General features: G+C 68.0%; 17 protein-coding genes. 14 read left to right on the top strand and 3 right to left on the bottom strand.

What is annotated here, in order from left to right:
* Positions 1-17 precede the first annotated feature (17 nt).
* A complete protein-coding gene (locus AKG07_RS02730) occupies positions 18-1220 on the top strand; it encodes an acetyl-CoA C-acetyltransferase (protein WP_053099088.1) in 1203 nt (400 codons plus the stop codon).
* A gap of 3 nt (positions 1221-1223) precedes the next feature.
* On the opposite strand, the gene AKG07_RS02735 is transcribed toward AKG07_RS02730, so the two are convergent.
* A complete protein-coding gene (locus AKG07_RS02735; protein ID WP_053095855.1) occupies positions 1224-1505 on the bottom strand; it encodes a hypothetical protein in 282 nt (93 codons plus the stop codon).
* Between the two features lie 237 nt (positions 1506-1742).
* Between AKG07_RS02735 and AKG07_RS02740 the strand changes: the two genes are divergently transcribed.
* The 7 genes from AKG07_RS02740 to ilvC all read left to right on the top strand — a co-directional run bounded on the left by AKG07_RS02740 (position 1743) and on the right by ilvC (position 10512).
* The gene (locus AKG07_RS02740; protein ID WP_053095856.1) at positions 1743-3014 is read left to right on the top strand and encodes an MFS transporter; all 1272 of its coding nucleotides are present in this window, start codon (positions 1743-1745) and stop codon (positions 3012-3014) included.
* A 51-nt stretch (positions 3015-3065) separates the two neighbouring features.
* Positions 3066-4475, top strand: coding sequence for an alpha,alpha-trehalose-phosphate synthase (UDP-forming) (locus AKG07_RS02745; protein ID WP_053095857.1), 1410 nt, complete (start codon positions 3066-3068; stop codon positions 4473-4475).
* Between the two features lie 63 nt (positions 4476-4538).
* The gene (otsB, locus tag AKG07_RS02750) at positions 4539-5333 is read left to right on the top strand and encodes a trehalose-phosphatase (RefSeq protein WP_082297793.1); all 795 of its coding nucleotides are present in this window, start codon (positions 4539-4541) and stop codon (positions 5331-5333) included.
* Positions 5334-5342: 9 nt separating this feature from the next.
* On the top strand, positions 5343-7061 hold the full coding sequence (gene ilvD / locus AKG07_RS02755) for a dihydroxy-acid dehydratase (protein WP_053095858.1): 1719 nt from the start codon (positions 5343-5345) through the stop codon (positions 7059-7061).
* Between the two features lie 61 nt (positions 7062-7122).
* Entirely contained in the window at positions 7123-8925 is a 1803-nt protein-coding gene (locus AKG07_RS02760) for an acetolactate synthase large subunit (protein WP_053095859.1), read from the top strand.
* Positions 8926-8927: 2 nt separating this feature from the next.
* On the top strand, positions 8928-9437 hold the full coding sequence (ilvN, locus tag AKG07_RS02765; RefSeq protein ID WP_053095860.1) for an acetolactate synthase small subunit: 510 nt from the start codon (positions 8928-8930) through the stop codon (positions 9435-9437).
* Positions 9325-10512 carry a ketol-acid reductoisomerase gene (gene ilvC, locus AKG07_RS02770; protein WP_268778156.1) on the top strand — a complete coding sequence of 396 codons (1188 nt, stop codon included), beginning with the start codon at positions 9325-9327 and terminating at the stop codon, positions 10510-10512. The genes ilvN and ilvC overlap by 113 nt, the downstream gene beginning before the upstream one ends.
* Before the next feature lie 67 nt (positions 10513-10579).
* Here the strand turns inward: ilvC and AKG07_RS02775 are convergent, their stop codons facing one another.
* Positions 10580-11509: a hypothetical protein gene (locus tag AKG07_RS02775; protein WP_053095862.1), complete on the bottom strand. Its 930-nt coding sequence runs from the start codon at positions 11507-11509 to the stop codon at positions 10580-10582.
* Between the two features lie 77 nt (positions 11510-11586).
* Between AKG07_RS02775 and AKG07_RS02780 the strand changes: the two genes are divergently transcribed.
* The 3 genes from AKG07_RS02780 to serA all read left to right on the top strand — a co-directional run bounded on the left by AKG07_RS02780 (position 11587) and on the right by serA (position 14174).
* The gene (locus tag AKG07_RS02780; RefSeq protein ID WP_053099090.1) at positions 11587-12108 is read left to right on the top strand and encodes a hypothetical protein; all 522 of its coding nucleotides are present in this window, start codon (positions 11587-11589) and stop codon (positions 12106-12108) included.
* Positions 12105-12455 (top strand): hypothetical protein, encoded by a 351-nt coding sequence (locus AKG07_RS02785; protein ID WP_053095863.1) that lies wholly within the window; start codon positions 12105-12107, stop codon positions 12453-12455. Before AKG07_RS02780 ends, AKG07_RS02785 begins: the two co-directional genes overlap by 4 nt.
* A gap of 114 nt (positions 12456-12569) precedes the next feature.
* A complete protein-coding gene (gene serA / locus AKG07_RS02790; protein ID WP_053095864.1) occupies positions 12570-14174 on the top strand; it encodes a phosphoglycerate dehydrogenase in 1605 nt (534 codons plus the stop codon).
* A 72-nt stretch (positions 14175-14246) separates the two neighbouring features.
* Here serA and AKG07_RS02795 read toward each other — a convergent pair whose 3' ends face one another.
* A complete protein-coding gene (locus tag AKG07_RS02795) occupies positions 14247-14792 on the bottom strand; it encodes a TetR/AcrR family transcriptional regulator (RefSeq protein WP_053095865.1) in 546 nt (181 codons plus the stop codon).
* Between the two features lie 112 nt (positions 14793-14904).
* Here AKG07_RS02795 and AKG07_RS02800 point away from each other — a divergent pair, with 112 nt between their 5' ends.
* From AKG07_RS02800 to AKG07_RS02810, 3 genes are all read left to right on the top strand, one after another.
* On the top strand, positions 14905-16440 hold the full coding sequence (locus tag AKG07_RS02800; RefSeq protein ID WP_053095866.1) for an MFS transporter: 1536 nt from the start codon (positions 14905-14907) through the stop codon (positions 16438-16440).
* Between the two features lie 75 nt (positions 16441-16515).
* Positions 16516-17559, top strand: coding sequence for a 3-isopropylmalate dehydrogenase (locus AKG07_RS02805; protein ID WP_053095867.1), 1044 nt, complete (start codon positions 16516-16518; stop codon positions 17557-17559).
* 60 nt (positions 17560-17619) lie between these two features.
* Positions 17620-18720 (top strand): branched-chain amino acid aminotransferase, encoded by a 1101-nt coding sequence (locus tag AKG07_RS02810; protein ID WP_053099091.1) that lies wholly within the window; start codon positions 17620-17622, stop codon positions 18718-18720.
* Positions 18721-18737: the final 17 nt, after the last annotated feature.

Here is an 18737-nt window from a genome sequence, read left to right on the forward strand (position 1 = left end):
AGAACGGAGAGGCGGAGATGAACGCCCCAGACCACTCGAGCGACGCGGACGTCGTGATCGTCGCCGCGGCACGCACTCCCCAGGGCCGCCTCAAGGGACAGCTGGCGAGCTTCAGCGCGCCGGAGCTCGGCGCATTCGCGATCCGAGGTGCCCTGGAACAGGGGTCCATCGATCCCTCGGACGTGGACGCCGTGATCGTCGGCCAGGTCCTCGCGGCCGGCTCGGGACAGAACGCAGCGAGACAGGCGGCGATCGGAGCCGGTATCGGCTGGGACGTTCCCGCCCATTCCGTGAACAAGGTGTGCCTCTCAGGTCTCACGGCGATCATCGACGCGGCTCGGATGATCCGGACGGGAGACGCGGCGGTCGTCGTCGCGGCGGGCATGGAATCCATGACCAGGGCTCCGCACCTGCTCATGGGGTCGCGGGACGGATGGACGTACGGCAGCGTGGAGGTGCTCGATCACATGGCCCACGACGGCCTCACCGACGCGTACGACAAAGAGAGCATGGGCGCCTCCACCGAGCGCCACAACGCCCGCTACGAGCTGACGCGCGGGGCTCAGGATCAGGTGGCGGCGCTGTCGCATCAGCGCGCTTCGGCGGCTCAGGCCGCCGGCGTCTTCGACGATGAGATCGTGTCCGTCGCCGTTCCCCAGCGGCGGGGGGAGCCGACGCTCGTCACCGCCGATGAGGGCATCAGGCCCGACACGACCGTCGAGTCTCTCGCGGGCCTTCGGGCGGCGTTCGCCGAGGGCGGCTCGATCACGGCCGGCAATTCGTCTCAGATCTCCGACGGAGCGTCGGCGGTCGTCGTGACGACCCGCGCCACGGCGGCGACCAGAGGCTGGCCGGTGCTCGTCACCGTCGGCGCCAGCGGGCAGACCGCAGGGCCGGACAACTCGCTGCAGGCGCAGCCCGCGCGGGCCATCGAACGCGCGTGCGAGAAGCAGGGCATCACAGCCGCAGACCTCGATGTCGTCGAGATCAACGAGGCCTTCGGAGCGGTCGTCGCCCGATCGCAGCTCGAGCTCGGGCTCTCCAGCGACATCGTGAACGTCCATGGCGGCGGCATCGCGATCGGTCATCCGATCGGCGCGTCAGGCACACGTCTGGTCGTCCACATGGCACACGAACTCGCTCGCAGAGGAAGCGGTGTCGCGGCTGTGGGGCTGTGCGGAGGAGGCGGTCAGGGCGAGGCGCTGATCCTCACCCGCTGAGACTCAGCGCTTGATCGGCTTGACGCCCTCGGAGCGCTGCTTCTTGGCTTCCTTCTCGCGCTCCTTCTGCTGCTTGGCATAGACCGGCGAATCGGGCGACACGGGGCGACCCTGCTTCGCGCGGCGGGTGTCGATGACAGCGCCGATCGACAGCGCGAGCGTGATTCCCCAGCTCACCCACGCGAGGGCGGAGCGCCAGGTGATCTTGGTGTCGCGGGATCCGCGGAGCAGAGTGACGCCCGTCATGATCGCGCCGACGATTCCGGTGCCCGAGAGGTAGTTCATGACTTCACGCTACCTGTCGACGGCTGCGTCGCGCCCCGCCTTGACAACTCGGCGGGGAATCTGTCAGAGCCGTCCGTCGATGAGGCGGCCCGGGAACCCAGGCGTCGTCCCGCCGACCGCGCTACCATGGAAGGGTCGCGGCTGGTCCGCGGCCGCAATCCGTGTATCTACCGGCCGCCGGCTTCCCGGCGGACAGCGGCGGCACCCGACCCCGCGTCCGTGGACGCGCGAGAGCCCATGACACACGCAACTCCCATTCCCGAGCACCCTGCCCCGATCCCCGCGGCTGAGGAGCGAGGACTGCTCCGCATCGCGGGGCTCCCGTATTTCATCATCGCGTTCATCGCCCGGCTTCCGTTCGCGATGATGGTCGTCGGAGTGCTCACGGTCGTCGTCTCGGCGCGCGGTTCGCTCTCGCTCGGCGGACTCACCTCCGCGGCCGTCGGACTCGGCACAGCATGCTTCGGACCTCTGCTCGGCGCCGCCGCCGATCGGTTCGGACAGCGCATGGTGCTGCTGATCCTGGCGATCGCCAACGGGGCGATGCTGGTGCTCTTCACCGTCGTCGTCTACACGGGGGGAGCGGACGCGCTGGTGCTGATATCCGCGTTCGGCATCGGCGCCACCGCTCCGCAGGTCGCTCCGATGTCTCGATCCAGACTCGTGACGATGATCGCCGATCGGATGCCTGAGGCGGCGCGCATGCGCACCGTCTCAGGGACCATGGCGTATGAGTCCGCCGCCGATGAGACCGTGTTCGTGTTCGGCCCGTTCATCGTCGGCATCCTCGCCTCCGCCATCGCGCCGTGGGCCCCGCTCATCGGTGCGGCGGTGCTCACGGTCGTGTTCGTGGGCGCGTTCGCCCTGCATCCGAGCGCGCGTGTCGTCTCGGTGCACCGAGGCGAGGACGGGCGGGCGCCGTCGGCCGTGACCGAGCTCTTCAGCCCGCGTCTGCTGATCGTCGTCGTCGGCATCCTCGGCGTCGGCATGTTCTTCGGCACGATGCTCACATCGCTCACCTCCTTCATGGCGGACCGCGGCGCCGCAGAACAAGCAGGGCTCCTCTACGGCGTGATGGGCGTCGGATCGGCGATTCTCGCGCTCGGCGTCGCGTGGCTCCCGGTGCGGTTCTCGCTCCGCGCGCGCTGGCTGCTCTTCGCCGGCATCCTGCTCGGCGGAAGCCTGCTGCTCCTCCTCGTCGACTCGCCGGCGACCATGATGATCGCTCTCGGGATCATGGGGATCGGCATCGGCCCGACCCTCGTCACGCAGTACAGCTTCGGGGCTGCGCGCAGCCCTCTGGGGCGCTCGGCGACCGTGATGACGATGCTCGGCTCGGGGATCGTCGTCGGCCAGTCCCTCGGCGCGGCCGTGGCGGGAGAGCTCGCCGAGAGCGCGGGAACGACCAGCGCTCTCGTGCTGCCGATCATCTCTGCGGCGATAGCCTTCGTCGCCGGGCTTGTCAACTGGTGGCTGAGCGGCACCAGACCTCGCGTAGCCTCGGTCTGAGCTTCTGTAGCCTGAGGAGCACCCCCACTGCATCGTCAGGAGCACTCACCCATGTCAGTCGCAGATTTCGTCGTCGTCGCCAACCGACTTCCCGTCGACCGGGTCGTGGGTCCTGACGGAGACGAGGAGTGGCGGACCTCCCCGGGCGGTCTGGTCGCCGCACTCGAGCCGATGATGCGCAGTGCGCGCGGAGCCTGGGTCGGGTGGGCCGGCCAGCCGGATGTCGAGCTGGATCGATTCGAGATCAACGGCATCGACCTGATCCCGGTGCCGCTCAGCGCCGAGGAGGTCGCCGACTACTACGAGGGCTTCGCGAACGACACGATCTGGCCGCTGTACCACGACGTCATCGCGCCGCCGCAGTACCACCGCGAATGGTGGGAGGCGTACGTCAAGGTCAACCGCCGTTTCGCGGAGGCAGCCGCCGACGTCGTCGCACAGGACGGCACCGTCTGGGTGCACGACTACCAGCTGCAGCTGGTGCCGCAGATGATCCGCGAACTGAGGCCCGATGTCACGATCGGCTACTTCCACCACATCCCGTTCCCTGCGCACGGGCTCTATGCCCAGCTCCCGTGGCGTGATCAGGTGCTCAAAGGCCTGCTCGGCGCTGATGTCATCGGCTTCCAGCGCGCACAGGACGCCACCTACTTCCTGACCGCTGTGCGCCGTCGTCTGCGTCACGAGGTGAAGGGGTCGGCGGTCACCATCCCGACCGCGGGGGGCGGCACGCGCACCGCCGTCGCTCGGGCCTTCCCGATCTCGATCGACACCGCTCCGTACCTCGAGCTCGCGGCACGCCCCGATGTCCGAGCGCGCGCGGCCGAGATCAGAGCGAGCCTCGGCAACCCGAAGAAGATCCTCCTGGGCGTGGACCGCCTCGACTACACCAAGGGCATCCGGCATCGCATCAAGGCGTACGGCGAGCTCCTCGAAGACGGCAAGCTGAGCGTCGACGACGTCACCTTCGTGCAGGTCGCGAGTCCGAGCCGAGAGCGTGTCGACGCGTACGTGCATCTTCGCGACGAGATCGAACTCGCGGTCGGGCGCATCAACGGCGATCACGACACCATGGGGCACACCGCCATCCGCTATCTGCACCAGGGCTACCCGCGCGAGGAGATGGTCGCACTGTACCTCGCCGCCGACGTCATGCTCGTGACCGCGCTGCGCGACGGCATGAACCTCGTCGCGAAGGAGTACGTCGCGACGCGGGCCGACAATCGCGGGGTGCTCGTGCTGAGCGAGTTCACGGGCGCCGCCGACGAGCTGCGGCAGGCGGTGCGCGTCAACCCGCACGACATCGCCGGGTTGAAGGACGCGATCATGACCGCGGTCACCATGACGCCCGCTGAGCAGGGCAAGCGGATGCGGTCGCTGCGACGTCGCGTGCTGGAGAACGACGTGAACGCGTGGTCGTCGTCGTTCCTGCGCGCACTCGCGGACGTCCGCGGACGCTGATCGGCCGGGTCGCACCGTTCCGCCGGGTCATACTGGGAGGACACCGCCTCGATTGGAGACACTGTGACCCGTAGCTGGACCCCCGGAGCCGCAGACCCGGCGCTGAGCGCCATCGCCGCCACACCCAGACTGATCGTCGCGCTGGACTTCGACGGCACGGCATCTCCGCTCGTCCCCGATCCGATGGCCGCCAGGGCTCTGCCCGAGGTCGCGGTGCAGGTAGCTCGGCTCGCGGCGCTCCCCGACACGGTCGTCGCCTACGTCTCCGGGCGCAGCATGCACGATCTGCGGGTGATCACCGAGCACACGGATGACTCGCTGATCGCGCTGGCCGGATCGCACGGTGCGCAGTACTGGTATCCCGGGGTCGGCGCCAACGAGGCCGACGGCGACACCGCGGAGGGGTCGCGAGAGGAGCTGTGGGAGGCCGCGCGGCCGATCATCGATCGATACGAGGGGGCGGAGCTCGAGCCCAAGACCTTCGGAATGGGTGTGCACACCCGCACGGCCACACCCGAGGTCGAGAAGGCGGTGTTCGCCGAGATCGATGCACTCGTCGCGGAGCGCTTCCCGCACTGGCGACGCCGCTCGGGGCACCGCGTGCTCGAGTTCTCGTCGCGGAACGAGGGCAAGGACGCCGCGATGACCGCGTTGCGCGAGCATTTCGACGCCACCGCCATCCTTTTCGCCGGCGATGACGTCACGGACGAGGACGCGATGCGCGTGCTCAGCGGCGACGATCTCGGCGTCCGCGTGGGACCGGGGGAGAGCGCCGCCGAGCTTCGTGTGGAGAACCCACAACAGATCGCCCTGCTTCTGAAGGCGCTCGCGGACGAGCGCACCTCCCGGCGGGAATAGACTTCCGTCATGTCCTCGCATGATCCCTCCACCAGCGCGCCCATCGACATCAAGCCCCGCAGCCGCGTCGTCACCGACGGCATCGAGGCGACGACCTCCCGAGGCATGCTCCGTGCCGTCGGCATGGGCGACGCCGACTGGGACAAGCCCCAGATCGGAATCGCCTCCAGCTGGAACGAGATCACACCCTGCAACCTGAGCCTCGACCGGCTCGCACAGGGTGCCAAGGAGGGCGTGCACTCCGGCGGCGGGTACCCGCTGCAGTTCGGGACGATCTCGGTCTCGGACGGCATCTCGATGGGCCACGAGGGCATGCACTTCTCGCTCGTGTCGCGCGAGGTCATCGCCGACTCGGTCGAGACCGTGATGATGGCCGAGCGACTCGACGGATCGGTGCTGCTCGCCGGTTGCGACAAGTCGATCCCCGGAATGCTGATGGCCAGCGCCCGGCTCGACCTGTCGAGCGTGTTCCTCTACGCCGGCTCCATCGCACCGGGCTGGGTCAAGCTCTCGGACGGCACCGAGAAGGACGTCACGATCATCGACTCGTTCGAGGCCGTCGGCGCCTGCCGCGCGGGACTCATGAGCGAAGAGGACCTCAAGCGCATCGAATGCGCGATCGCACCGGGTGAGGGCGCCTGCGGTGGCATGTACACGGCGAACACGATGGCGTCGGTCGCCGAGGCCCTGGGCCTGAGCCTTCCCGGGTCTGCCGCTCCGCCCGCCGCAGATCGTCGTCGTGACTACTTCGCGCACCGTTCCGGCGAGGCCGTCGTCAACCTGCTCCGCCAGGGCATCACGACCCGCGACATCCTCACCAAGGAGGCGTTCGAGAACGCGATCGCCCTCGCGATGGCCCTGGGCGGTTCGACCAATGTCGTGCTGCACCTGCTCGCGATCGCGCGCGAGGCCGAGGTCGAGCTGAGCCTGCACGACTTCAACCGCATCGGCGACAAGGTGCCGCACGTCGCGGACATGAAGCCGTTCGGCAAGTACGTCATGAACGACGTCGACCGCCACGGCGGCATCCCCGTGATCATGAAGGCGATGCTCGACGAGGGCCTGCTGCACGGTGACGCGCTCACCGTGACGGGCAAGACGCTCGCCGAGAACCTGGCGGACCTCGACCCGCAGCCGATCGACGGCGAGGTCATCCACACCTTCGACAACCCGATCCACGCGACCGGCGGCCTGACGATCCTGCACGGGTCGCTCGCGCCCGAGGGCGCCGTCGTGAAGACCGCGGGCTTCGACGCGGCCGTCTTCGAGGGCTCCGCCCGGGTGTTCGAGCGCGAGCGCGCGGCCATGGACGCCGTGGCCAACGGCGAGATCGAGGCGGGCACCGTCATCGTCATCCGCTACGAGGGCCCGAAGGGCGGACCCGGTATGCGCGAGATGCTCGCCATCACTGCGGCCATCAAGGGCGCGGGGCTCGGAAAAGATGTACTACTCTTGACTGACGGACGATTCTCAGGCGGCACAACCGGCCTGTGCATCGGCCACATAGCACCCGAAGCGGTGGACGCAGGTCCTATCGCCTTCGTGCGCGATGGTGATCTGATACGGGTCGATATCGCAGCTCGCTCTCTCGACCTACTCGTCGACGAGGCGGAGCTCGCCTCCCGCCGCTCTGGCTGGGAGCCGCTACCCCCGCGCTATACCCGTGGCGTTCTTGCCAAGTACTCGCGTCTCGTGCGGTCCGCCGCCGAGGGCGCGACGACCGGCTGATCCGCGTCGGCTCCGGCATCCCAGCCTCCGACGTCGCCAACAGACCATCAGAAGGAGTGTCATGACTGCTGACACCGTCTCGGCTGTGCCGAGGCCGCCCGCACCCAAGTCCGCCGCACCGGAGATCTCCGGAGCCGAGGCCGTGGTCCGCACGCTCGAGCTCCTCGGCGTCAAGGACGTCTTCGGTCTTCCCGGAGGAGCGATCCTCCCGGTCTATGACCCGCTGATGGACGCCGCCGAGCTGCGGCACATCCTCGTGCGGCACGAACAGGGAGCGGGACACGCCGCCGAAGGCTACGCGTCGTCCTCGGGCAAGGTCGGCGTCTGCATCGCGACGTCGGGTCCCGGTGCGACCAACCTCGTGACCGCGATCGCCGACGCCTACATGGACTCGGTGCCGCTGCTCGCGATCACCGGGCAGGTGTTCTCGACGCTGATGGGCACTGACGCGTTCCAGGAGGCCGACATCGTCGGCATCACGATGCCGGTCACGAAGCACTCGTTCCTCGTGAAGGATGCGTCGGAGATCCCGGGCGCCATCGCGGCGGCCTATGAGATCGCCTCGACCGGCCGACCGGGTCCGGTGCTCGTCGACATCACGAAGGACGCCCAGCAGGCGATGGCGCCGTTCGTCTGGCCTCCCAAGTACGACCTGCCCGGATACCGCCCCGTGACCAAAGCGCACGGCAAGCAGATCCAGGCGGCGGCGGCCCTTCTGGCCGAGGCCAAGAAGCCGGTGCTGTACGTCGGCGGCGGTGTGATCCGCGGTCGCGCGTCTGCCGAGCTGCTCGCCCTCGCCGAGACCACGAATGCGCCCGTCGTGACCACACTCATGGCTCGCGGCGCCTTCCCCGACTCCCACCAGCAGCACCTCGGCATGCCGGGCATGCACGGCACCGTTCCGGCGGTGCTGGCGCTGCAGGAGGCCGACCTGATCGTGTCCCTCGGGGCGCGGTTCGACGACCGCGTGACCGGCAAGGCCGCGCTCTTCGCGCCGAACGCCAAGGTCGTGCACGTCGACATCGATCCGGCTGAGATCTCGAAGATCCGCACCGCAGACGTGCCGATCGTGGGCGACGTCCGCGACGTGCTGGTCGATCTCGAGTCGGCGTTCCGCACCGCGATCACCACCACGACCCCTGACACCGAGGAGTGGTGGTCGTACCTCGACGGGCTGCGCAACGAGTTCCCGCTCGGGTACGCGCCGACGACCGACGGCCTCCTCGCGCCGCAGTACGTGATCCAGCGGATCGGTGAGCTGACCGGGCCGGAGGGCATCTACGCCGCGGGCGTGGGACAGCACCAGATGTGGGCTGCGCAGTTCATCAAGTACGAGCGCCCCAACGCCTGGCTGAACTCCGGGGGCGCAGGAACCATGGGCTACTCGGTTCCCGCTGCGATGGGCGCGAAGGTCGCCGAGCCCGACCGTGTGGTGTGGGCGATCGACGGTGACGGCTGCTTCCAGATGACCAATCAGGAGCTCGCCACCTGCACGATCAACAACATCCCGATCAAGGTCGCGATCATCAACAACTCGTCGCTGGGCATGGTGCGCCAGTGGCAGACGCTGTTCTACGACGGTCGCCACTCGAACACCGACCTCAACACCGGTCACGGCACCGTCCGCATCCCCGACTTCGTGAAGCTCGCGGAGGCATATGGCTGCCTCGCGATCCGCGTGGAGAAGGAGGAGGAGGTGGACGCGGCGATCAAGCTCGCCCTCGAGACGAACGACCGTCCCGTCGTCATCGACTTCGTCGTCAGCGCCGATTCGATGGTGTGGCCGATGGTTCCCCAGGGCGTGAGCAACAGCTACGTCCAGTACGCCCGCGAGCACGCGCCCGCATTCGACGAGGAGGACTGACCATGTCGACTCACGTGCTGAGCCTCCTCGTGGAGAACACCCCCGGTCTGCTGACCCGAGTCGCGGGACTGTTCGCACGCCGCGGCTTCAACATCGACTCTCTCGCGGTGGGCGTGACCGAAGTGCTTGGCATCTCGCGCATCACGGTCGTCGTCGACCTCGAGGATCTTCCTCTCGAGCAGGTGACCAAGCAGCTCAACAAGCTGATCAACGTCATCAAGATCGTCGAGCTCGACTTTCCGACCTCGGTGCAGCGCGAGCACATGCTCGTCAAGGTGCGCACCGACAACGCGACCAGGTCGAACGTCATCGAGGTGGCGAACCTGTTCCGCGCCTCTGTGGTGGACTACGCCTCCGACGCGCTGGTGATCGAGGTCACCGGTGACCGGGGCAAGGTCGATGCCATGCTCCGCGCCCTCGAGCCTTTCGGAATCAAGGAGATCGCGCAGTCGGGCCTCCTCGCCATCGGCCGCGGCGGCAAGAGCATCACCGAGCGCGTCCTGCGCGGCTGACCAGATTTCACACACGTACACGAACATCAATCAAGGAGAGAAACCAGTGAGCACCGAGATCTTCTACGACGCAGACGCCGATCTGTCGATCATCCAGGGCAAGAAGGTCGCGATCGTCGGCTACGGCTCGCAGGGTCACGCGCACGCGCAGAACCTTCGCGACTCGGGTGTCGAGGTCGCCATCGCCCTCAAGGAGGGGTCGAAGTCGGCGCCGAAGGCGGAAGAGGCCGGATTCGCGGTCAAGACCGTCGCCGACGCGACGCAGTGGGCCGACCTCATCATGATCCTCGCGCCGGACCAGCACCAGCGCACGATCTACAGCGAGTCGATCGCACCGAACCTCACCGAGGGCAAGACGCTCGCCTTCGCGCACGGCTTCAACATCCGCTTCGGCTACATCGATGCTCCTGAGGGCGTCGACGTGATCCTCGTCGCCCCGAAGGCTCCGGGTCACACGGTCCGTCGCGAGTTCGTCGCCGGCCGTGGAATCCCCGACATCATCGCCGTCGAGCGAGACGCATCGGGCAACGCGTGGGCCACGGCGCTCTCGTACGCGAAGGCCATCGGCGGCACCCGTGCCGGCGTCATCAAGACGACCTTCACCGAAGAGACCGAGACCGACCTGTTCGGCGAGCAGGCCGTGCTGTGCGGTGGCGTCAGCCACCTCGTGCAGGCCGGCTTCGAGACGCTCACCGAAGCGGGATACCAGCCGCAGATCGCGTACTTCGAGGTGCTGCACGAGCTGAAGCTCATCGTCGATCTCATGTGGGAGGGCGGCATCGCGAAGCAGCGTTGGTCGGTCTCCGACACTGCTGAGTACGGCGACTACGTCTCGGGTCCCCGCGTCGTGACCCCCGAGGTCAAGGAGTCGATGAAGGCGATCCTCGCGGACATCCAGAACGGCAACTTCGCGAAGCGCTTCATCGACGACCAGGACAACGGCGCCGAGGAGTTCCTGGCACTGCGTGCCAAGGAGGAGACGCACCCGATCGAGGCCACCGGCAAGGAGCTGCGTTCGCTCTTCGCATGGAAGCAGCAGGACGAAGACTACGTCGACGGCAGCGCTGCGCGCTGATCTGAGACGGTCGAAGAGAAGGGGCCCGGTGCGGATCGCACCGGGCCCCTTCTCGCGGTTCTGCGGGTCACTCCGCCGCAGCCTCCTCGACCTCGATCGGGGCGTCGGCGGGGTCGGCCCATACCGGCGCGGGCAGAAGAGTGTCGACCGCTCCGCCCTGGATCTCGCGCAACGCGTCCTCGATCTCGTCGGCGTTCTCGGGCACGGCGAGACCGCAGGTGCGCAGCTCGGAGGCGAACTTCAGCGTGAGGCGGCTCTTGCCGGCCTCCACGGCCTCAGCCGTGGTGCCGGTGCGCTTCTCGCTGCCGGTCTGGATGTCGGAGACCTCATCGCACACGTGGTAGACCGCACCGCCGTCGACCCACACGACCTCGTCCTTTCCGAGCATCAGGATGACCGCCGACTGGTCGGCCGTGTACTTCTCGACGGACGGCGGGTTGAAGTCGACACCGATCACTGTGGCGAGCAGGGCGAGGACCACGCCGACGATGCCGGCCGTCGTCTTCTGCCCCTTGCTCATGTCCTTGTTGAGGAAGATCAGGATCACGAGGGGGAGGAAGGCCACGATCGCGATGATCGCGCCGAGCTGGTTCTGCACGAAGAAGCGCACGGTCTCGGATCGGCGCGCGGGGTCGAGCCTGTTGGCCTTCTTCCAGAGCACCGAGCCGGTGATCGCGAGCGCGGCGATGACCACGAGCAGGACGAGAAGCGTGACGAACGCCCACTGCGGGAACTGCGCCGTGACGCCCTGCTCCTCCAGGAGGCCCGTGTCGGGGTCGCGCACGAGCGTGCCGTCCTCGCCGACGTACTCGCGCTGGCGGAGCAGCCAGAAGATCGACACCGCCTCGGCCGCGATGGCGAGACCCCACAGGACCGCGGCGATCCAGCGGAAGGTCGTCGCCCGCGACTTCGCCGCGGCTGTCGGCTTCCATCCCGCGGCGGGCTCGTCGGCTCCGCCCGGTGTGCTCTGGTCGACCCTGTCGTTCTGCTCGGCCACTGGCTTCCCTTCCGGAGAGGGCCGCGGTGGCCCAGATGCCCCCGAGCATAGTGGACGACGTGTCCTACGCTGGGGACATGACTTCCGACTCCGACGATGCCCTGAGCTGGGACGGCGACGACGGCGTCGCGCCGAAGGCGCGCACTCCGAAGCGCTCTGAGAGCGAGGCGTCCACCCAGCGGGATCACGCCGATGATGCGGCGCTGCCGGACGGCTGGAACGCCGTCGGCCGCGGCAGCGAGGCCGTCGGTCGCGTCGAGACCGACGGCACCGTCACGATGCCGGACGAGCAGGAATCAGCACACCTGAGCACCGCGATGCTGCTGACACTCGGGGTCGTCGGCGGCGTGTACCTCCTGTACAGCATCGGCTGGGTCGTCGGAGGGCTGCGGCTGAAGCCGCTGGCCAATCTGATCGTGGCCGATGCCATGTACGTGCCGTGGTTCGTGCTCGCGGTCGCGGCGCCCGCGCTCTGGTTCCTCGCGGTGTGGGTCTTGACCCGTGCGAAGGCGACGTGGATCCGGGTCGGACTGCTGCTGCTCGGAGTCGTGCTGCTCGTGCCCTGGCCTTTCGTGACGGTGGGGGTGATCGGATCATGACCGAGCAGTCGACCTCTCCGGCGACCTCCGCCTCCCCGCGGTGGCTCAATGCACTCGTGCTCGGAGTCGCAGGACTCTTCTACGCCTATGCGATCTGGAATGCCGTCGCTCATCTCGTCTCCATGGCCCAGAGCGGACTCACCGGCATCGGCTGGGTGACCCTTCTCTTCGGAGTGGTGTTCCCGGCGCTCGTCTTCGTGTTCGCGTACCTGATCGGGCGACGGCGACGCGCGGGCGAGCTCGCTCTGGTGCTGCTGGCGGGTCTCGGCGTCGTGGCGGTGTTCTGGCTGAGCCTGATCGGCTACAGCATCCTCAACATGTCCGATCTCGTGACCGTCGCTCTCTGACGGACGGCGTCACACGGCACGGAGCAGCGGAGGCGCTCGGGTACAGTTGAAGTGATCGCGCCCCCACGGTGTGCGGCGCATCGGCCCCCTGTCGCGCTGCCCCGAAGGATCCCTGTGCCGAAGCCCGTCGTGCTCATCGCTGAAGTTCTCTCTCCCGCCACGATCGAGGCCCTCGGCCCCGACTTCGACGTTCGCAACGTCGACGGCACCGACCGCGAAGCGCTGTTCGCCTCGCTCGCGGATGCCGATGCGGTGCTCATCCGTTCGGCGACGCACATCGACGAAGAGGCGCTCACCCACGCTCCGAAGCTCAAGGTCGTCGCCCGCGCGGGCGTCGGGCTCGACAACGTCGACATCAAGGCGGCCACCGCCGCGGGTGTCATGGTGGTCAACGCGCCGACCTCGAACATCGTCTCGGCCGCCGAGCTGACGGTCGGCCACATCCTCAGCCTCGCCCGTCGCATCCCCGCCGCACACGCATCGCTCGCGGCCGGTCAGTGGAAGCGCAGTTCGTTCACGGGAGCCGAGCTCTTCGAGAAGACGGTCGGCATCGTCGGCCTCGGCCGCATCGGAGCTCTCGTCGCCGCGCGCCTCGCCGCGTTCGACATGCGCGTCGTCGCTTACGACCCCTACGTCACCTCGGCCCGCGCGCAGCAGCTCGGTGTGCAGCTCCTCTCGCTCGACGAGCTCGTCGCAGAGGCGGACTTCCTCACGATCCACATGCCGAAGACGCCGGAGACGACCGGCATGATCGGTGCCGAGCAGTTCACGGCCATGAAGCCCACGGCCTTCGTCGTCAACGTCGCCCGCGGTGGCCTCATCGACGAGGAAGCGCTGCACGCGGCCCTCGTCGCCGGTGAGATCGCGGGTGCGGGTCTCGACGTCTTCACCTCCGAGCCCCCGGCCGAGGGCGGAACTGCTCGTCCGCTGCTCGACCTCCCGAACGTCGTCGTCACTCCGCACCTGGGTGCCAGCACGGAGGAGGCGCAGGAGAAGGCCGGGGTCTCGGTCGCGCGTTCCGTGCGCCTCGCGCTCGGCGGCGACCTCGTTCCCGATGCGGTCAACGTGGCCGGGGGAGTCATCGACCCGTATGTGCGCCCCGGCATCTCGCTCGTCGAGAAGCTCGGCCAGATCTTCGCGGCGCTCGCGACGTCGCCTCTCACGAGCCTCGATGTCGAGGTGCACGGCGAGCTGAACGACTACGACGTGAGCGTGCTGAAGCTCGCCGCGCTCAAGGGCGTCTTCACGAACATCGTCAGCGAGACCGTGTCGTACGTCAACGCACCGCTGCTCGCCGACCAGCGCGGTATCGCGGTCCGTCTGCTCAAGGACGACGTGAGCGACGAGTACCGCAACGTCATCACTCTGGCCGGAGCGCTCTCCGACGGTACGCAGCTGTCGGTGTCGGGCACCCTCACCGGTCCCAAGCAGGCAGAGAAGCTGGTCGCCATCAATGACCACGCCCTCGAGCTGCCGATCGAGAAGCACCACGTCGTGATGCTCTACACCGACCGTCCCGGCATCGTCGCGGTCTACGGTCAGAAGTTCGGCGAGGCCGGTATCAACATCGCAGGCATGCAGATCTCGCGCCTGGGGGCGGGCGATCAGGCGCTCAGCGTTCTCACCCTCGACTCGCCGGTCTCGGACGATCTGCTCGACGACCTGCGCAACGAGATCGACGCGGACCTGTTCCGTCAGATCGAGATCACCGAGGTCTGATCGCAGGGGAGACTCCGACAGAGCGGGAGGAGCGGCCGGGAGGTCGCTCCTCCCGCTCTGTCGTTCCCAGCCTCAGGGAGCGGTGGCGCGCAGCACGAGCGCGATCAGGTCGGACAGCTCGTCACTTCTCGGCACCAGGCGTTCGGGACCGTGCACATCGAGCGAGTTGTTGAAATACAGACCGTCGCTGAGCAGCATCACGAGATCGAGGCTCGCGGCATCCCGCACATGAGGACGGATCGTGTCCTCCCAGCGGTCGCGGTTGCGTCGCAGCGCGTCGGCAGCGGGTGCCGAGCCGCCTTGGGCCAGGCGGGTGGCGGCGATGAGGACGCGGTCCAGCGCGTCGTCCTCCATCACGGAGGTGCGCACGTAGTACGCGACGGGGCCCTCTTCGGCCGAGGTCATCCGCTCGAGATCCAGAGTGGTGAGCGCATCGAGGCGCTCGATGAGGCCCGCTGCCAGCTCGTCCTTCGAGCCGAAGTGATAGAGGAGGCCGCCCTTCGACACGCCGGCGGCCTTCGCTGTCGCATCCAACGTGGCCGCCCGCTCACCGTCTTCGATGACGATCGATTCGAAGGCGTCCAGGACGCGTTCGCGGGCGAGGGGAGGTCGGGGCATCGGGGATCCTCTGTTCGTCTCGATTCACAGTAGCGCGGCCGTATGACGATTCTGTTACTATACCATCTGGACGGTTTAGTAACGATGCCGTCGTGATCCTGAGAGGTGTTCCATGACCCGTACTGCGTCGATCCCGACGACAGAGACGGATGCTCCCCGCGTCGGCGCCCGTGGCTGGGCGGCACTCGTCGTGCTCATGCTGCCGGTGCTCCTGGTGTCGGTGGACAACACGGTGCTGAGCTTCGCGCTGCCCGAGATCTCCATCGCGCTCGCGCCCACCGGAGCGGAGCAGCTGTGGATCATCGATGTGTATCCGCTCGTGCTCGCCGGGCTGCTCGTGACCATGGGCACACTCGGAGACCGCTTCGGGCGTCGTCGGATGCTGCTGATCGGCGCGACCGGCTTCGCGGCCGTGTCGGCACTCGCTGCGTTCGCCCCCACGGCAGGTCTTCTCATCGCCGCGCGAGCGCTGCTCGGCTTCTTCGGTGCGATGCTGATGCCGTCGACCCTCTCGCTGCTGCGCTCGATCTTCACGAACCGCGATCAGCGGCGCCTCGCCATCGCGGTCTGGGCGTCGGCGTTCTCCGCGGGCTCGGCCCTCGGCCCGATCGTCGGCGGCTTCCTGCTCGAGCACTTCGACTGGGGCTCGGTCTTCCTGATCGCCGTGCCCGTGCTGATCCCGCTCCTCATCGCGGCGCCGCTGCTCGTTCCCGAAAGCCGCGACCCGCACCCCGGACGCATCGACATCGTCAGCATCATGCTCTCGATGGCAGCGATGATCCCGGTCGTCTACGCGATCAAGTCGCTCGCCGTCGACGGCCCCAGCCTCACTGCGGGGGTGTGGGCGCTGCTCGGCATCGTGATGGGGTATCTCTTCGTGCGGCGTCAGCTCGCTGCCGAGGTCCCGATGCTCGACATGCAGCTGTTCCGCCGGGGCTCCTTCTCGGGGGCGATCCTCGTGAACCTCCTGAGCGTCGTGGCGCTCGTGGGCTTCCTCTACTTCGTGTCGCAGCACCTGCAGCTCGTCCTCGGCCTCTCGCCGATGACGGCCGGCGCAGCGCTCGTGCCCGGAATGGCCGCGATGATCGTCGCCGGCCTCTCGGTCGTGCCGATCTCACGGCGAGTGCCACCGCACGTGCTCGTGCCCGCCGGTCTCGCGTTCTCTGTCGCCGGTTACCTCCTGGTCGCGTTCACGACGGCGGATCACGGCGTCGCTCCGCTGATCATCGCCTTCGTGGTGCTGGGCATCGGCATCGGGGCGGCGGAGACGATCTCGAATGAGCTGATCCTGTCCAGTGCTCCGGCCGAGAAGGCGGGCGCGGCCAGCGCCGTCTCCGAGACCGCCTACGAGCTGGGAGCGGTGCTCGGCACCGCCGTCCTCGGCGGCCTGATCACCGCGTTCTACCGCGGGGCGCTGGTGATTCCCTCCGGCATCCCAGCGGAGGCGGCGCACGCCGCGACGGAGACGCTGGCCGGCGCCTACACTGCCGCGAAGGATCTGCCCGCGCAGCTCGGAGACGCGCTGTGGGATGCGGCTGCCGCCGCCTTCGGATCGGGTGTCCTGGTGACCTCGCTGATCGGCGCGGGCCTGGTGATCGTGGCCGGGGTGATCGCCGCCGTCACACTGCGCAAGGCGCCCTCGCACTGACCAGTACGCTGGGAGGACCGGCCCGCTCGGCATGCATCCGAGCGTCGGCCGGTCCATCCCGATGCAAGGAGTGTCATGTCGCGTGTCGTGAAGCTGGCCGTCATCCCCGGTGACGGAATCGGCCCAGAGGTCGTCGCCGAGGCCGAGAAGGTCCTCGACGCGGTCACCGCATCGAGCGATGTGACGTTCGACAAGACGCGCTTCTCGCTCGGCGCCGCCCGTTTCCTCGAGACGGGCGACACTCTCACCGACGATGATCTGCAGTCGATCTCCGAACACGACGCGATCCTGCTCGGCGCGGTCGGCGGCACGCCAGGAGACCCGCGCCTGAAGGACGCGAACATCGAGCGCGGCCTGCTGCTGAAACTCCGCTTCACGCTGGATCATTACGTCAATCTGCGTCCGTCCAAGCTCTTCGCCGGCGCCTCGGGCCCGCTCGCGAACCCCGGCGAGATCGACTTCGTCGTCGTCCGCGAGGGCACTGAGGGGCCATACGTCGGCAACGGCGGGGCGATCCGCAAGGGCACACCGCACGAGGTCGCCAACGAGACGTCCGTGAACACGGCATTCGGTGTCGAGCGGGTCGTGCGATACGCGTTCGATCTCGCCGAACGTCGCAGCAAGAAGATCACACTCGTGCACAAGACGAACGTGCTCGTGCACGCCGGCGCCATCTGGCAGCGCGTCGTCGACGAAGTCGCGTCCGAGCATCCCGACGTGTCCGTCGACTACCTGCACGTCGATGCCGCGACGATCTTCCTCGTCACCGATCCCTCGCGCTTCGACGTGATCGTCACCGACAACCTCTTCGGCGACATCCTCACCGATCTCGCAGGCGCTGTCACCGGCGGCATCGGACTCGCCGCATCGGGCAACATCAACCCCGACGGCACCTTCCCGTCTATGTTCGAGCCGGTGCACGGCTCGGCTCCCGACATCGCGGGGCAGCAGAAGGCCGACCCCACCGCGGCGATCCTGTCGGTCGCGCTGCTGCTCGACCACCTCGGACTCGGAGCGGAGGCCGCTCGAGTGAGTGCCGCCGTCGAATCCGACATCGCGACCCGCACGGGTGCGCGCACGACCGCGGAGATCGGCTCCGCGATCGCTGCTCTGCTCTGACCGACAGGCGTAGGCTGAGACGGCGCGAGGATGCGCGCCGCATGAGGAATGGATGACGAGATGACGACCATCGACGCCGAGACCACCGTGGCTCCGCTGGAGTTCGCTGTGACCAAGAATCTGACCGCCGCGACGCCCGGTCGGGTCGCCGAGGTTCACGAGAACCCGGGGTTCGGTGTCGTGTTCACCGACCACATGGTCGACATCTGCTGGTCCGTCAAGGGCGGGTGGCACCGACCGCGCGTGCAGCCCTACGGACCCATCCCGCTCGACCCGGCCGCGTCCGTGCTGCACTACGCCCAGGAGATCTTCGAGGGCATCAAGGCCTATCGTCACGCCGACGGCTCGATCCACACGTTCCGCCCCGACCGCAACGCGGCACGACTGCAGGCCAGCGCGCGTCGACTCGCGCTCCCGGAGCTGCCCACCGAGTACTTCATCCAGTCGCTGCGCGAGATCATCGCGGTCGACGGTCGCTGGGTTCCCTCAGGTGCCGACCAGAGCCTGTATCTGCGTCCGTTCATGTTCGCCAAGGAGGCCTTCCTCGGTGTTCGCGCGGCTCAGAAGGTCGCGTACTACGTGATCGCCAGCCCAGCCGGAGCGTACTTCACCGGGGGAGTGAAGCCCGTGCGGATCTGGCTCTCCGAGGACTACGCCCGTGCCGGCAAGGGCGGCACCGGCAAGGCGAAGACCGGCGGCAACTACGCCTCGAGCCTGCTCGCGCAGAGTGAGGCGAGCGCGAAGGGCTGCGACCAGGTCGTGTTCCTCAACGAGCAGCGCAACGTCGAGGAGCTCGGCGGCATGAACGTCGTGTTCGTCTTCAAAGACGGCCGCGTCGTGACGCCCGAGTCCGACAGCATCCTCGAGGGGATCACACGCGATTCGCTGCTGCAGCTCGCCGAAGACCGCGGCTACGCGGTCGAGAAGCGTCCGATCTCCATCGACGAGTGGCGCGAGGGTGTGGCCTCAGGCGACATCGTCGAGGTCTTCGCCTGCGGCACCGCCGCCGTCGTGACTCCCATCGGTGCTCTCGTCGGCGAGGGCTTCGATGAGCCGCAGCCGCTCGGCGAACTGGCCCTGTCGCTGCGCGAAGAGCTCACCGACATCCAGTACGGCCGCCGTGAGGACAAGCACGGCTGGCTTCTGCGGCTCGACGCCTGAGCCTTCGTACTCTCGAG

This window comes from Microbacterium sp. CGR1 (assembly GCF_001266755.1).
Taxonomy (GTDB): domain Bacteria; phylum Actinomycetota; class Actinomycetes; order Actinomycetales; family Microbacteriaceae; genus Microbacterium.